Origin of the sequence: Niastella caeni, from assembly GCF_004834005.1 — a bacterium.
Taxonomy (GTDB): domain Bacteria; phylum Bacteroidota; class Bacteroidia; order Chitinophagales; family Chitinophagaceae; genus Niastella; species Niastella caeni.
In genome coordinates this window covers 1,172,535-1,185,912 of sequence record NZ_STFF01000001.1, presented here as the reverse complement: position 1 = coordinate 1,185,912, position 13,378 = coordinate 1,172,535, and the positions used below count along the sequence as shown (strand labels likewise).

The following is a 13,378-nucleotide window of genomic DNA, read 5'->3' as shown; positions in this document are numbered from 1 at the left end:
GTTAAATATGTACCCGACAGATAGTAGTGTGTTAAATTTGTATCATGAATAATCTGGCTATGAAATTTTCTGTTCCTGCAGGACTGTTGATGCTGTTTTTGCTGCCTGGTTTGGTAAGCCGGGCACAGGATGCCAATGAGCTGATAAAAAAGGTAAAAGAAAAACTGGCGCTGGTGAACGACTATCAGGCTGAAGGCGTAATGAAAACCGATGTGTCGTTCATGAAGGTACCCGAGTCTAAAGTGACCATCTATTATAAGAAGCCCGATAAATTCAAGATCAAAAAGCAGGACGGTATTTCCATAGTACCCAAAGGCGGCGGCAATATTAACCTGGCTTCTTTATTTGAAGGAAATAATTATACCGCCGTGCCGGCCGGAAAAAGCACTATCAATGGCGCGCCGGTTGCCATTATAAAATTACTGCCGCTCGATGAAAAAAGCGACGTTGTGGTTTCAACCCTGTATATCGATGAAAAAGAAGCGCTGGTGAAAAAAGCCATCATTACCACCCGCGAAAATGGCACCTACGAAATGGAAATGCAATACGGTAAGTACACCAATCGCGGCCTGCCCGATATCATCACCTTTTTATTTGCTACCAAAGATTATAAATTACCCAAAGGACTCGCATTCGATTATGATGCCGGCGAGCAGCAACCCAAGAACAATACCACCACAACCGGAAACCAGAAGGGGAAAATTCAAATTTCTTACACCAATTATACTATAAACAAAGGAATTGCCAACGATATCTTCAAGTAAAAGGGTACCCTTTTGACCAACATGAACAAGTTTACCAGTTTATTGATCTATGTCAAATATTTTGCATGCGATAAGTTTCAGGTGCATGATAATCAGCTGGTTGAAGTGTAAGTATTACTCTTTATTACTTTTTAAGGGAAATAATATATTCAACACATACGTTATATATGCGCACCTTAATTGTGAAAAGTACACCTGAAAACTGAAAACATGTCTTTATTCCTGCGACTCTTCAAAGTACCACCTGCCGGTTATTTTTATTCACTAAGAACCCGTGCTATTGTTATAGAAAAAACAAACCAGTTGGTTGTTAAAGACAACAGATTCCAGGGTGTGTTCAGATAATTGCTCGTACGCTTTTCCTTCTATTTACCCTGCATAAAAGCAGGCGTTGCTTGTATTTGGTATGAAATGGTTGCTCTGGTGTGTGAAACTTATTTCGTAAACCTTAGCTTATGCGTTACGCATGAAATAGTTGCTATAGCAGGCCTCGCTTCACTGAGGCGCAGCAAACTCATTTCTTAGACCTTAGCCTATGCATGAAATAGTTGCAATGACTGGCATCTTATTTCTTAAACCTTAGCTTATGTCATGAACAAGTTGTCTGCCGGAAGGCAGGCTTCTACAAGCCAACTCGTTTCTTAAACCTTAGCCTACTTGTCCTATCAAAATAAAATCCCCCTGGTTAATACCGGGGGGAATTTTGTTTTTATGCGTTGCTGTAAATTGTTATTCGTTGTTGGTATCTTCAATTTTTTCATCTTCCACATTGGCAAGAATAGCGGGCGTAACTTTCTTCACCGGGTTCCTATGGCTTTCAACATACCCACTGCGGCGATTAATAATATCGATGCATTCGTATATAGCAGTTAAGAAAGAAGAATGATCAGCTTTGTTCTTACCGGCAATATCAAAAGCGGTTCCATGATCGGGTGAGGTGCGCACTGCAGGTAATCCGGCGGTATAGTTCACCCCTTCGCCAATAGCCAGTGATTTAAAAGGAATCAAACCCTGGTCGTGGTACATAGCCAGTACCGCATCGAATTTATCATAATGCCTGCGGGCAAAAAATCCGTCGGCGCTGTAAGGGCCCATCGCCAGCATAAAGTGGCGGGCATCTTTAATAGCGGGTTTAATGATTTCTTCTTCTTCCCGGCCAATCAATCCTTCGTCGCCAGCATGGGGGTTCAAACCCAGTACAGCCACTTTGGGTTTATCTATACCAAAATCTTTTATGAGTGAATTATTGATGATGCTGAGCTTTGACAGAATGTTTTCGCGGGTAACGTATTTGGCGGCTTCGCTTACCGGTATGTGTTCGCTCAGCAAACCAACCCTGAAATTACCTGCCACCATCAGCATGGCTACATCCTGTACGCCAAAAATGTGTTTCAGGTACGGTGTGTGACCTGTATAATTGAATTCGTTACTATGCGTATTCTTTTTATGAATAGGAGCGGTAACCAGTCCATTTATCTTGTTTTCTTTCAACGCCTGCACCGCCACGGTTAAAGATTTAATAGCATATTTACCACCCACATCAGATAATTGGCCAGGCGTAATGCCAACTTCTTCTTCCCAGCAATTAAAAATGTTGATCTGTTTAAAGTTCACGCGGTTCAGTTCTTTAATGCTCTGGTAACTGAAGTTGATGTCAGGTACCGATTTGCGGTAAAAATTGATCACTTTATTAGAGGCGAAAATAACGGGGGTACAAAGCTCGAGCAGGCGGTGATCGTTCAGTGTTTTTATGATCAATTCTGCACCAATACCGTTCAAATCGCCGATCGAGATGCCTATTATGGGTTTTTGTTGTTGTGCGTTCATTGTGAGTTTACTATTGAAGCGGCTAATTTACGATATAATGTTCAAGGAAAGTTATTAGGTCGAAGCTTCACGCCACACGCAGTAAGTAATAAACCGAAAGTCTGGCCGGATGACCGGTTGAACAGCCTTTTCGTCTTTCTCTTCAACCTCAAGCGGGCATTTTCAGGCAGTTTTTAAGTACAAACTATTACAAGTTGTGGGAAAACAATTATTAAGATATATCAATTTATATATATTCTATATGACTGTAATATAATGTTTTATACATTTGATATGGTCCGAAAGAATAACCTTATGAAAACCGGTTAATACCGGGAGTGAAATTGTGAAGCGCTAAAATGTATTATTATGAAAATCCGTATCAGTGAAAGATTACCTTTCCTGCTCTTGCTGGCCAGCACTTCCTGGGTACAAGCGCAGGTTACATCACCCATTATCAAGGCTAAATTTGGCGTTGATGCCGATGTGCAGAACAACTGGTTCAATAATGGCGCATATACAATAGAAAATAACGATGACTGGTATTACCGCAATGGCTCCAGCAGTAGTAGTGTATTTGTAATTGATACAACAGGGGCCGGAACCATCACAGCGCAATATGCTTCCGGTATCGGGTTAACCACTCCTTTCTATCGAAAAATGCGTTATCCGGCGTATACCCAACTGGATGGCACAAAAACTTTGATCGATGCAGTTTTTGTGCGCGACTACCATGATATTGATACAACCGTATTTGCTTCGGGCAGTAATAAAAATGGCATGAGCCCGGCAGATTGGACCTGTCCCGATGCGCAAGGTGTACCTAATAAAAATGATATCCTCGATGCCTTTATTCATATAAGAAGAGAAGGTCCTACTTTATCGATTGCCGATACGCTTTGGATGTTTGGGGGGCTGGTGTTGGAAGCCACCAATGGTAACCGGTATTTTGATTTTGAGTTATACCAAACCGACATATTTTATACCCGCAGTACCCGGTCGTTTACCGGCTATGGGCCCGATGCCGGTCACACCTCGTGGAAATTTGATGCATCTGGCAATGTAACGCAGGCAGGCGACATCATTTTTTCTGCTGACTATGGCAGCTCTACATTATCTTCTATTGAAGCGCGTATCTGGATAGATGAGGCTTCAATGGCAATAACACCCGTTGCATTCGACTGGACGGGTAGCTTCGAAGGCGCTGATAACGCCGCACAATACGGGTACGCCGGTATACAACCTAAAACGGGCGATCCCTTTTATTTTGGTACAGCGAACGCTACAACCACCTGGGCTGGTCCATTTAAACTGGTACGGGCTAATAATGCCGTGCTTACCAGTTACCAGGCGAACCAGTTTATGGAATTTGGGGTGAACCTCACCGTATTGGGGCTTAACCCACAAACGTTAATGGGCGTAACCGCTTGCGGCATTCCATTTAGTAAGGTGTTAATTAAAACGCGCGCATCCACTTCATTCAATGCAGAATTAAAAGACTTTATCGGGCCTTTTGACCTGTTCCTGCCGCCCCGGGCAACAGCTGCTGCGGATATACCCATGTATTGCGGAACAACTGGAATCAGCGAAATAGAGGTAACTAATCCGTACGCAACTTCTTACTATAGCTGGACTACAACCGACGGCCACATTATTGGCGCCACCAACGGCACCTCTGTTACCGTAGATCAGGCGGGTACCTACGTTGTTACCCAAAGCCTTGATAATGGTTGTCCTGCCTTTTCAACCGATACGGTGGTGATTGCGTACGACCCCAATTGCACCGTGCTTTCTAATAACGAAGTGTCTTTTAAAGGAGCGTTTAAGAACAGTTTGGTTCAACTAGACTGGTCTGTTACCAACAACCAGGACATAAAATATTTTACAATTGAAAGAAGTATTGATGGCATACATTTTACACTGGCAGATACTGTAAACAACCAGGGCATTACCCCTGGCTATGTAACCTATACAACAACCGATAATGCAAATAGCTTACGCAGTTCGTATGTATATTATCGCATTAAAATATCAGTACGCAATGGCTCTGTGCAATACAGTAAGGTTATACGCGTAGCCATAACTGCCGGCAATGAATACAATATAACGTTGCAGCCGAACCCGGTGCGAGATCATTTACGTATCAATATTCATTCAGATGCAGATAGAGATGTTGACGTGCTAGTTTATAACGTTACCGGACAGCTGGTAAGATCAATGAACACCCGGGCGAAGAAAGGAGATGACGCTATAACCCTTACTGATTTTCGTGGTTGGGCAAAAGGCGTGTATACGGTAAAAGTGCTATCGGGCAAGCATGTATATGTAGATAGAATGGTTTTGGTGAAGTAATTCAAAGCAGCCACATGCGTAATATTGCATGCAGCATAACGGCAGCATGTAGTTATTGTGTAATATGCAGTACATAAATAATTAAGCAAACGTACCTTACTTATTAAGTGTTTATTTTAGTAAAGTGTTACCAATAAAATTTCAAAAGGTACGTTTATAGATTTCCAAGAATCCGTCTTTATGAAAAACACCCTATTGGCTGTGTTAATCATAGCTTTATGTCATGATCAGGCACAGGCGCAAAACACCCCGGGCTATATAAATTATCGAAGAACATCTCCAACTCAGCCAGTTGGCAAAAGATTGGTAACAACAAACATGGTGATTGATGGTGTTGTATCGACCGATCAACTTGCGACCGATATTTTAATTGCAAACATAATGGCCGATGGCGTCATTACTTCTGATAAGCTGGCTGATGATATTATGAATTCATTGGAAAATATGGAAAGCGGCCAAACAGCCGGCAATCCGGCGCCAGCTATAATACCTGTTGCTTTACCGGTACTTAATGCAGTTACTAATGACGGGCTTACCTATGCAGCGTATATGCAAAGCTGCATGCCTGCTGCACAGGAATTGCCAAAGCCCAGGCCTACATATCATAGAACAGGATGGTTACAATAAAAGGTTGACTAAGGTTTAAGTTTCATGCGGATCAAAAGAGGTACGGTTTACTTTCATTCCTGAATGATAAAACCCTACCTCTTTGCTATTATCCCCCAGTCCCCTAAAGGGAGGGTCTGGTTCCAGGTTAGTGTTCATGGTTTGGTTCGTGAATCGGGAAATGCTAATAATAAATGGCTGGTAGGGTTTATCAACTCTGTCAACCTTATCACCTTTTCACCTTATTAACTTGCTTATTGCCGGAGCTTGTAGCGTGCAGCTTGAAGCTTGCAGCTTTTCTTGTATTTTTGCCCTGTGTATACATTAAAAAAATCGCTGGGACAGCATTTTCTGATCGATGAAAATGTATGTCATAAAATAGTACAGGCGCTGCAGGAGCATCCCTTTCAGCGGCTGTTGGAGGTAGGGCCCGGTGGCGGTGCTTTGACCAGGTATTTACTTACCCTGCCAAACATTGACTTTAAATGCGTAGAACTCGATGAAGAGAAAGTAAATTGGTTGCTGCAACAGTATCCAGCCTTACAATCAAAGATCATTCACCAGGATTTCCTGACCATCGATCAACCGTTTAGCGAGCCTTTCACCCTTGTGGGCAATTTCCCTTATAATATATCTTCACAAATATTATTTAAAGTACTGGAATGGAAGGAGCGTGTACAGGTTGTTATTGGCATGTTCCAGAAAGAAGTGGCGCAACGGGTAGTTGCCCGCGAAGGCAATAAAGTGTATGGAATATTGAGTGTGCTGGTGCAGGCTTTTTATGATGTGGAATATTTGTTCGAAGTGCATGAAAATGCATTTAACCCACCCCCAAAAGTAAAGAGTGCGGTGATCAGGTTAACACCAAAACAAACCGTACCCGACATGAAAAGTGAACGGTCATTTTTTGTGCTGGTGAAAACAGCTTTTAACCAACGGCGTAAAACGTTACGCAACGCCGTGAAAAGTTTATATACCCCCGAAGCGCTGACAGATCCTATTTTTGATAAAAGGGCCGAACAATTAACGGTGAACGATTTTGCGCGGCTTACTTTTACTATGAAATAAAGCATGAAGAACAAACATAATGATGAAGAAAGTTATTATAACGGCCAAAGTACATAACTGGCTTATTGAGGAATTGCAGAAAAAAGGATTTACTGTACAACATGTTCCCGCTGTTACCTACGAAGAGTTATTGGAAACTATTCATGAGGCCGATGGGTTAATAGTAACAACGCGTATAAAAATCGATAAGCCCATGCTCGACCGGGCAACGCAATTAAAATGGATAGGTCGCCTGGGCAGCGGTATGGAATTGATTGATGTAGCGTATGCCGAACGGAAAGGTATTAAATGTGTAAGTAGCCCCGAAGGCAACCGCAACGCCGTTGCAGAACATGCCCTGGGTATGTTGCTGAACCTTATGAACAAGATGAGCAGCAGTATGCTCGAGATCAGGGAAGGCAAGTGGGTCCGCGATGCCAACCGCGGTATTGAGCTTACCGGTAAAACAGTTGGTATTATCGGGTATGGAAATACCGGCAGCGCTTTTGCCAAAGTATTGTCTTCGTTCGATGTAACGGTACTGGCTTGCGATAAATACAAATTTGGTTTTGCCAAAGGTTTTGTGCATGAAGCCAATCCGGAACAGGTTGCCCGCTATGCAGATGTAATAAGTATGCACCTGCCGCTAACGGAAGAAACATTCCATTACGCCAATGACAACTTTTTTAATGCATTGGAACGCAAACCATTTTTTTTGAATACATGCCGCGGGAAAGTGCATGATACCGGGGCGATTATCAGGGCCTTGCAAAACGGCAAAATTGCCGGGGCCGGACTGGATGTGTTGGAGAATGAAAAACTGGAAACTTATTCAGAAACGGAAAAAAAGGAACTGGACTGGTTATTGCATCAGCCAAATGTGTTGATCACGCCGCATACCGCAGGGTACAGTCATGAAGCGTATTATAAAATGGCCAGTGTGGTAATGGAAAAGCTGGGATTATAAAGGGTTTATAGTTTAGTTGCTGAGATTTGAGGTTTCAAATGAGAAGCTGAGGCCCCAGGGTAGCTAAATATGCTAAACTATTACTCCGTAATGCCTCTTTGCCTCGTTGCCTTTATGTCTTTTAAGAAATTTCCTGTTAAAAAATCGATCCGGGGAACTTAATCATTCTGAAAAAAACTTTATTTTTGTTTTATAACAGTAGTGCAACGCTTCAGCTCAGAGGCGTTGTTCTTTTTTTCTGTTTATAGTAGAGCACCAATTATATCTGGTTTAAAATAAGGAGGTTATTATGAGTAGTGTTTTATACGTTACCAAAGAAACGCTGGAGCAAATGAAAGAGGAGTTGCTGCGTATGCGTACAGTAGATCGTCCGGCGGCAGCCAGGGCTATTGCTGAAGCACGTGAAAAAGGCGATCTGAAGGAAAACGCCGAATACGATGCTGCCAAAGAAGCTCAGGGTATACTGGAAGCAAAATTAAAAAAGCTTGAAAATGATATTGCGAGTGTTCGTATACTTGATACCGAAAATGTAGATACCAGTAAGGTGTCTATTCTTACCAAAGTGACCATTCTCAATCTTGCTAACAAGAAAAGGATCACCTACACTATTGTTTCTGAAAAAGAAGCCGATCTGAAACTGGGAAAAATTTCAGTAACCTCTCCCATAGGCCAGGGCTTGCTTGGCAAAGTTGTTGGCGACGTGGCAGAAGTTCAGGTTCCTGCCGGCTTACTCAAGTTTAAAATTGAAGATATAACCGTTTAACAACTGGTTGTTGTTCCCTCGATTCCCGAATTTTTTTATTGCAATTTCTTTTAAGGCTGGTTTATCATTTAACAAGTAGCTTTGTGTGCCTCTGTTTTTATTTTATTGCAAAGCATTCATATTAAATAAAAAACTACCGCGCGTATGACTATTTTTTCCAAGATCATTGCCGGTGATATACCGGCCTATAAAATTGCAGAAGACAATCGATTCTTTGCATTTCTTGATATATTTCCTTTGGTTGAAGGGCATGTATTGGTTGTGCCGAAAATTGAGGTAGATAAATTTTTTGATGTTCCAGATGATTACCTGGGCCGCATGCTGTTGTTTGCGAAACCCATTGCCAAAGCCATTGAAAAAGCATTTCCCTGTAACCGTTGCGGGTTATCGGTAGTGGGACTGGAAGTGCCACATGCCCATTTACACCTTGTACCTATCAATGGCGTAAATGACCTGAATTTTACGCGGGGAAAACTGAAGCTCACGCCGGAACAATTGAAAGCGGCGCAGGAGAAGATTTTAAAAGCAATGGGCAAGCAACAATAGGCAATTGGCAAGGGTTCGCGAATTGCGGGGTGTCGATTGCATGCAAGCTACTACCGGTTCAGGAACAATTTGTCAATTGTCAGTTGCTTATTGCCTGTTGGTTATTCTATCAGGGTTCTTAGCTATAAAATCTTCCCAGCCTTTTAATTTCTTCCCTGTTGTTTTAAGTAGGGCGTTGTCCTGGTAATGATGACACACTGCTACGGCCAGCGCATCGGAAGCATCCAGGTATTTAATATCGGTATTATGTTGAATGGTGAGAATGCGTTGCAACATTTGCCATACCTGCTCTTTTCCGGCATTACCATTACCCGTGATGGACTGCTTTATTTTTTTGGGCGAATATTCAAATACTTCCAGTCCGGCGCTCATGGCAGCGGCAATAGCAACGCCCTGTGCGCGTCCCAGTTTAAGCATACTTTGTACGTTCTTTCCAAAAAATGGCGCCTCAATAGCAAAGCTGCCAGGCTTATGTTGTTTAATAAGCTCACCAACTTTTTGATGAATGAGTTGAAGGCGTTCGTAATTGTCTTTACGTGCATTCAACTTAAGCACACTCATCTCAACTAGTTTAATTTTTTGAGGTGATACCATTATAATACCATATCCCATCACCAGGGTGCCGGGGTCAATGCCAAGAATTATTTTTGAAGGTGTTTGCAAGGAGCGTTGGGATTGGATTACTTTGTGAACTTATTTTGGTGACGACGAACAAAAATATCAAAATTCTGCTCAACTATGTGATTGGTCCGGTGGTGTTTTGCCTACTGGCCTGGTCAATTTACCGGCAATTGTTACGGCAGAATAACTGGCAGCAATCGCTGCAACATGCCTGGCGGGCCATCATTGGCGCCGAAGCCTGGAAACTGGTGCTGGCCCTGGTGCTCATGTTAGCCAACTGGGGGTTGGAAGCCCGTAAATGGCAGATCGTAATCAACCGGGTGCAGCACTTGTCATTTATACAGTCGTGGAAAGCAGTTTTTACCGGAACTACCCTGGCTTTTTTTACGCCCAACCGTATAGGGGAGTACATGGGGCGAATATTATATCTTGATGAAGGCAAGCGAGTAAAAGCAATTTCTCTTACTATTGTGTGCAGTATGGGCCAGTTACTGGTTACCTGGTGGGCGGGAATTGGCGGAATTTTATATTTAAAGGCCTATGGGAATACAGAATTGCTTCATACGTTTGCACCGCATACGCTACTTTGGCTGACGATGTTGTTGTATTTTACTGTAGCTGTTGCGGTAATTTTAACATTATTTTATTTTCGACTGGCAGGCCTGGTAAGATGGTTTGAAAAGGTTCCACGACTGCAAAAGCCTGTATCTTATATCCGGGTTTTAGAAAGTCTTAACGCAACTATCTTATTTCGGATCTTGTCTTTATCTGTACTTAGGTACAGCGTTTTTATAGGACAATATTACCTGCTGTTCGATGTGTTTGATGTGCATGTTACTGCTACACAGGTTGCGGGTTCTGTAAGTGTTATATTCCTGGTTTTATCGATAGTACCAACTATTGCTGTGATCACCGAACTAGGGGTACGATGGAAAATCGGCATTGAAGTGGTACAACTTTTTGATAGCAATATTACCGGTATCCTGGCAACCTCCCTGGCTATTTGGATCATCAACCTGGTAATTCCGGCATTGATAGGGAGTTTGTTAATTTTAGGCATTAAAATATTTAATAATAGAAAATAATACACCGGCCTGGGACGTCAACCAAATTAAATGGATTAATTGAATAGCGTTACATGAAAGTATACCGACCACTCGTTTTCCTCCTGTTTATCGTCATTAGTTTTCCGCTGAGAGCCGTGGATGGCTTTTGCGAATTACGCAATTCAGCCTTTGCGAACGGTGAAGTAATTACCTTAAAGGTGTTTTATACAGTAGTAGGTGCCTATTTCGGCGCCGGGGAAGCCACTTTTACTACTAACCTGGAAAAAATGGCTGGTAAACCGGTGTACCATATTACTGGTGATGGTAAAACTTATAGCTTTTACGATAACTTTTTCAAGGTTCGTGATAAATATGAAACTTATATAGATACAGCCACCCTGCAACCATACCGCTTTATTCGCAATGTATATGAAGGCGGGTATAAAAAGTATGAAAATGTAACGTTCAATAAAACCACTAACTCGGCTATCACCAACCAGGGGGTTTACAAAGTGCCCGAATGTGTACAGGATGTATTAAGCGCTGTTTATTATTCCCGCAATATTGATTTTAATAAGCATAAAGTAGGCGACAAGATCAATTTTTCCATGTTCCTCGATAACGAAGTGTTTCAAATGTACCTCCGCTACCTGGGTAAAGAAACCATAAAGACCAAGTATGGTAAGTTTAAAGCCATAAAGTTTAAACCGCTACTTATTAAAGGGACCATTTTTGAAGGGGGAGAGAAGATGACGGTTTGGGTAAGCGACGATAAGAACCATGTTCCCGTTCGAATAGAAAGTCCTATTTCTGTTGGCAGTGTAAAGATCGATATGATCAGCTACCGTAATTTGCGATATCCGCTCACTTCACTGATCAGCTTGTAAGCTATCGGCAGAAAGACGCTACTTATTATATAAGACAGGTTACCGTTTTTTTACTATCAACAGCTCAAATTCCAATCCCAATTTATTGATTTTCATCGCTGGTTTTTGAATTTTTACGGCCGGGGTGCAGGATTCATTGATTAGTTTGAATGTTACTATCATCAAACTGCCTGTTTCACTTATTCGTTTAGTGAATTTAATTGTGTGCTTAGCAGTTTTGGTAGTCCATTTGCTGGTTTTAATGAATAGCCTGTCGGCTTTAATAAACCGCGTTACGGGTTTTGTACTCCGCTTGCCAACCTGAGCAAACATTTGCAATCTTCCCTACTAAACTTACAAACCGGTTATCTATTCCCATCAACTGGTTATAAAAACCGGTGAGCTGGTTGTCAAATTCGATAAACTGGTTACTGAAATCGGGAGACTGGTTTTCAAAATCGACAAACTGGTTACCGAAGTTGGGAAATGTATAATAGAATTCAGTAAACTGATTATTGAATTCGACAAATGTTTTATAGAGTTCAGTAAACTGCTTATTGAATTCGACAAACTTTTTATAGAATTCAGTAAACTGCTTATTGAAGTTTACAAATGCTCCGTAAAATTCTTTCTTGGACCTTCCGGCGAACAAAACTTTCAAAATTGGCAAATCGATAAAAATATTAAAAACGCAAGTTGTACTCCGGCATATTGAATTATAGCGGTTGTTGAGCGACTTGGGTACACGGAGATCTCTTTTTGCGAAATAGCTACTTTTTAATTTTTGATTTCCAATTCCTTCCGGAATCGAAAAAATGGATCTCGTCAAAATTCACTAACATCTATTTTGTAAATTATGCATATGATTTAATTATCATGAGTTGATATTATAATTATATCTCATCTGTTTTTAAGGAATCAAAGAAAATTCCCATAAACGACAAAAACGAATAAAACGACTAAAGCGACAGACGCAAAATTTGTTCATTCCATTTGGTTAAAAATGCGTTAGTAACGTTAACAATTATGTACAACCGATAAATATTGAATGTGGATAACTTATGCTATGGCATCTACATTCAGGCAGTTGCCATAGCTATTTACATTTCAAAAAGTTAATTGAATTTAAGTTGCATCTACAACTCCTCCAGTTTAAACACATTCTTATGTCTAACGCCTCTTTCTGTTTGTTGCAACGAACAACATTCATTTACCGGATCATGCTCAAAAAACAGGATGTAATTGTTTTCGACAGCTTCAGTGAGGAATTGCTTTTTTTCCTGCAGCGTAGTGAGGGGAAACATATCATATGCCATTACGTAGGGGATAGGTAAGTGGGCAACAGCAGGTAACAGATCGGCGGCATACACAACCGTATGTCCTTTGTAACTGATTTGCGGTAACATCATTGCTTCTGTATGACCATATGCAAAACGAACTTTCACGTTGCTGGAAAATTCAATCCCATCAGTTGGCTCCACAAATTTTAATTGCCCGCTTTCCTGGATGGGTAAAATATTTTCTGCTAAGAAAGATGCTTTCTCACGGTCGTTAGGTTGCGTTGCAGCTTCCCAATGCCGTAAGTTGCTCCAGTACGTGGCATTCTTGAAAGCAGGGACCAGTTTATCGCCCGAACGAATGATGCTACCGCCGCAATGATCAAAATGTAAGTGAGTAAGAAAAACATCAGTGATATCATCGGCATGAAAGCCATATTTTGACAGCGACTTGTTTAATGAATCATCGCCATTCAGATAATAATGGCGCATGAATTTGTCATCTTGTTTGTCGCCCATACCGTTATCAACCAGGATAAGCCGGTTTTCGTCCTGTATCAGCATGCTGCGCATAGCCCAGTTGCACAGATTATTATCATCGGCCGGATTCAATTTATTCCAGATTGATTTTGGTACCACACCAAACATTGCACCGCCATCCAGTTTAAAATATCCTGTATTAATTGAGTATAAATTCATTTTTAATATTGTTTGTGG

General features: G+C 41.5%; 14 protein-coding genes. 10 read left to right on the top strand and 4 right to left on the bottom strand.

All coding sequences use genetic code 11. The features are described from left to right. Positions 1–59 precede the first annotated feature (59 nt). On the top strand, positions 60–764 hold the full coding sequence (locus tag FAM09_RS04580; protein WP_243751594.1) for a hypothetical protein: 705 nt from the start codon (positions 60–62) through the stop codon (positions 762–764). A gap of 210 nt (positions 765–974) precedes the next feature. Continuing rightward, positions 975–1,109, top strand: coding sequence for a hypothetical protein (locus FAM09_RS31380; RefSeq protein WP_262711644.1), 135 nt, complete (start codon positions 975–977; stop codon positions 1,107–1,109). Positions 1,110–1,493: 384 nt separating this feature from the next. On the opposite strand, the gene pdxA is transcribed toward FAM09_RS31380, so the two are convergent. Beyond that, positions 1,494–2,591, bottom strand: coding sequence for a 4-hydroxythreonine-4-phosphate dehydrogenase PdxA (pdxA, locus tag FAM09_RS04575; protein WP_136575878.1), 1,098 nt, complete (start codon positions 2,589–2,591; stop codon positions 1,494–1,496). Between the two features lie 348 nt (positions 2,592–2,939). Between pdxA and FAM09_RS04570 the strand changes: the two genes are divergently transcribed. The 6 genes from FAM09_RS04570 (at position 2,940) to FAM09_RS04545 (ending at position 8,851) form a co-directional block, all read left to right on the top strand. Then, positions 2,940–4,922, top strand: coding sequence for a T9SS type A sorting domain-containing protein (locus FAM09_RS04570; RefSeq protein ID WP_136575877.1), 1,983 nt, complete (start codon positions 2,940–2,942; stop codon positions 4,920–4,922). Between the two features lie 180 nt (positions 4,923–5,102). Continuing rightward, positions 5,103–5,549, top strand: a complete 447-nt coding sequence (locus FAM09_RS04565; protein ID WP_136575876.1) for a hypothetical protein — start codon at positions 5,103–5,105, stop codon at positions 5,547–5,549. Positions 5,550–5,843: 294 nt separating this feature from the next. Beyond that, complete coding sequence (gene rsmA / locus FAM09_RS04560) at positions 5,844–6,596, top strand: 16S rRNA (adenine(1518)-N(6)/adenine(1519)-N(6))-dimethyltransferase RsmA (protein ID WP_136575875.1); 753 nt, start codon at positions 5,844–5,846, stop codon at positions 6,594–6,596. 19 nt (positions 6,597–6,615) lie between these two features. Further along, the gene (locus FAM09_RS04555; RefSeq protein ID WP_166437025.1) at positions 6,616–7,542 is read left to right on the top strand and encodes an NAD(P)-dependent oxidoreductase; all 927 of its coding nucleotides are present in this window, start codon (positions 6,616–6,618) and stop codon (positions 7,540–7,542) included. 289 nt (positions 7,543–7,831) lie between these two features. Then, a complete protein-coding gene (gene greA, locus FAM09_RS04550) occupies positions 7,832–8,305 on the top strand; it encodes a transcription elongation factor GreA (protein ID WP_136575874.1) in 474 nt (157 codons plus the stop codon). A 144-nt stretch (positions 8,306–8,449) separates the two neighbouring features. Beyond that, complete coding sequence (locus FAM09_RS04545) at positions 8,450–8,851, top strand: HIT family protein (protein WP_136575873.1); 402 nt, start codon at positions 8,450–8,452, stop codon at positions 8,849–8,851. A gap of 87 nt (positions 8,852–8,938) precedes the next feature. Here the strand turns inward: FAM09_RS04545 and ruvC are convergent, their stop codons facing one another. Beyond that, on the bottom strand, positions 8,939–9,514 hold the full coding sequence (gene ruvC / locus FAM09_RS04540) for a crossover junction endodeoxyribonuclease RuvC (RefSeq protein WP_136575872.1): 576 nt from the start codon (positions 9,512–9,514) through the stop codon (positions 8,939–8,941). A 38-nt stretch (positions 9,515–9,552) separates the two neighbouring features. Here ruvC and FAM09_RS04535 point away from each other — a divergent pair, with 38 nt between their 5' ends. Together FAM09_RS04535 and FAM09_RS04530 are read left to right on the top strand one after the other, a co-directional pair. After that, positions 9,553–10,557 carry a lysylphosphatidylglycerol synthase domain-containing protein gene (locus tag FAM09_RS04535; protein WP_166437024.1) on the top strand — a complete coding sequence of 335 codons (1,005 nt, stop codon included), beginning with the start codon at positions 9,553–9,555 and terminating at the stop codon, positions 10,555–10,557. Between the two features lie 53 nt (positions 10,558–10,610). After that, positions 10,611–11,405: a DUF3108 domain-containing protein gene (locus FAM09_RS04530; protein WP_136575870.1), complete on the top strand. Its 795-nt coding sequence runs from the start codon at positions 10,611–10,613 to the stop codon at positions 11,403–11,405. 259 nt (positions 11,406–11,664) lie between these two features. Here the strand turns inward: FAM09_RS04530 and FAM09_RS04525 are convergent, their stop codons facing one another. Continuing rightward, a complete protein-coding gene (locus FAM09_RS04525) occupies positions 11,665–12,045 on the bottom strand; it encodes a hypothetical protein (RefSeq protein WP_136575869.1) in 381 nt (126 codons plus the stop codon). A gap of 475 nt (positions 12,046–12,520) precedes the next feature. Then, complete coding sequence (locus FAM09_RS04520; protein ID WP_136575868.1) at positions 12,521–13,360, bottom strand: MBL fold metallo-hydrolase; 840 nt, start codon at positions 13,358–13,360, stop codon at positions 12,521–12,523. Positions 13,361–13,378: the final 18 nt, after the last annotated feature.

Coding starts and splice junctions, on each gene's coding strand:
- FAM09_RS04565 (WP_136575876.1), top strand. CDS start 5,103: ATGAAAAACACCCTATTGGCTGTGTTAATCATAGCTTTATGTCATGAT.
- FAM09_RS04545 (WP_136575873.1), top strand. CDS start 8,450: ATGACTATTTTTTCCAAGATCATTGCCGGTGATATACCGGCCTATAAA.
- FAM09_RS04580 (WP_243751594.1), top strand. CDS start 60: ATGAAATTTTCTGTTCCTGCAGGACTGTTGATGCTGTTTTTGCTGCCT.
- FAM09_RS04520 (WP_136575868.1), bottom strand. CDS start 13,360: ATGAATTTATACTCAATTAATACAGGATATTTTAAACTGGATGGCGGT.
- pdxA (WP_136575878.1), bottom strand. CDS start 2,591: ATGAACGCACAACAACAAAAACCCATAATAGGCATCTCGATCGGCGAT.
- FAM09_RS04570 (WP_136575877.1), top strand. CDS start 2,940: ATGAAAATCCGTATCAGTGAAAGATTACCTTTCCTGCTCTTGCTGGCC.
- FAM09_RS31380 (WP_262711644.1), top strand. CDS start 975: ATGTCTTTATTCCTGCGACTCTTCAAAGTACCACCTGCCGGTTATTTT.
- FAM09_RS04555 (WP_166437025.1), top strand. CDS start 6,616: ATGATGAAGAAAGTTATTATAACGGCCAAAGTACATAACTGGCTTATT.
- FAM09_RS04530 (WP_136575870.1), top strand. CDS start 10,611: ATGAAAGTATACCGACCACTCGTTTTCCTCCTGTTTATCGTCATTAGT.
- greA (WP_136575874.1), top strand. CDS start 7,832: ATGAGTAGTGTTTTATACGTTACCAAAGAAACGCTGGAGCAAATGAAA.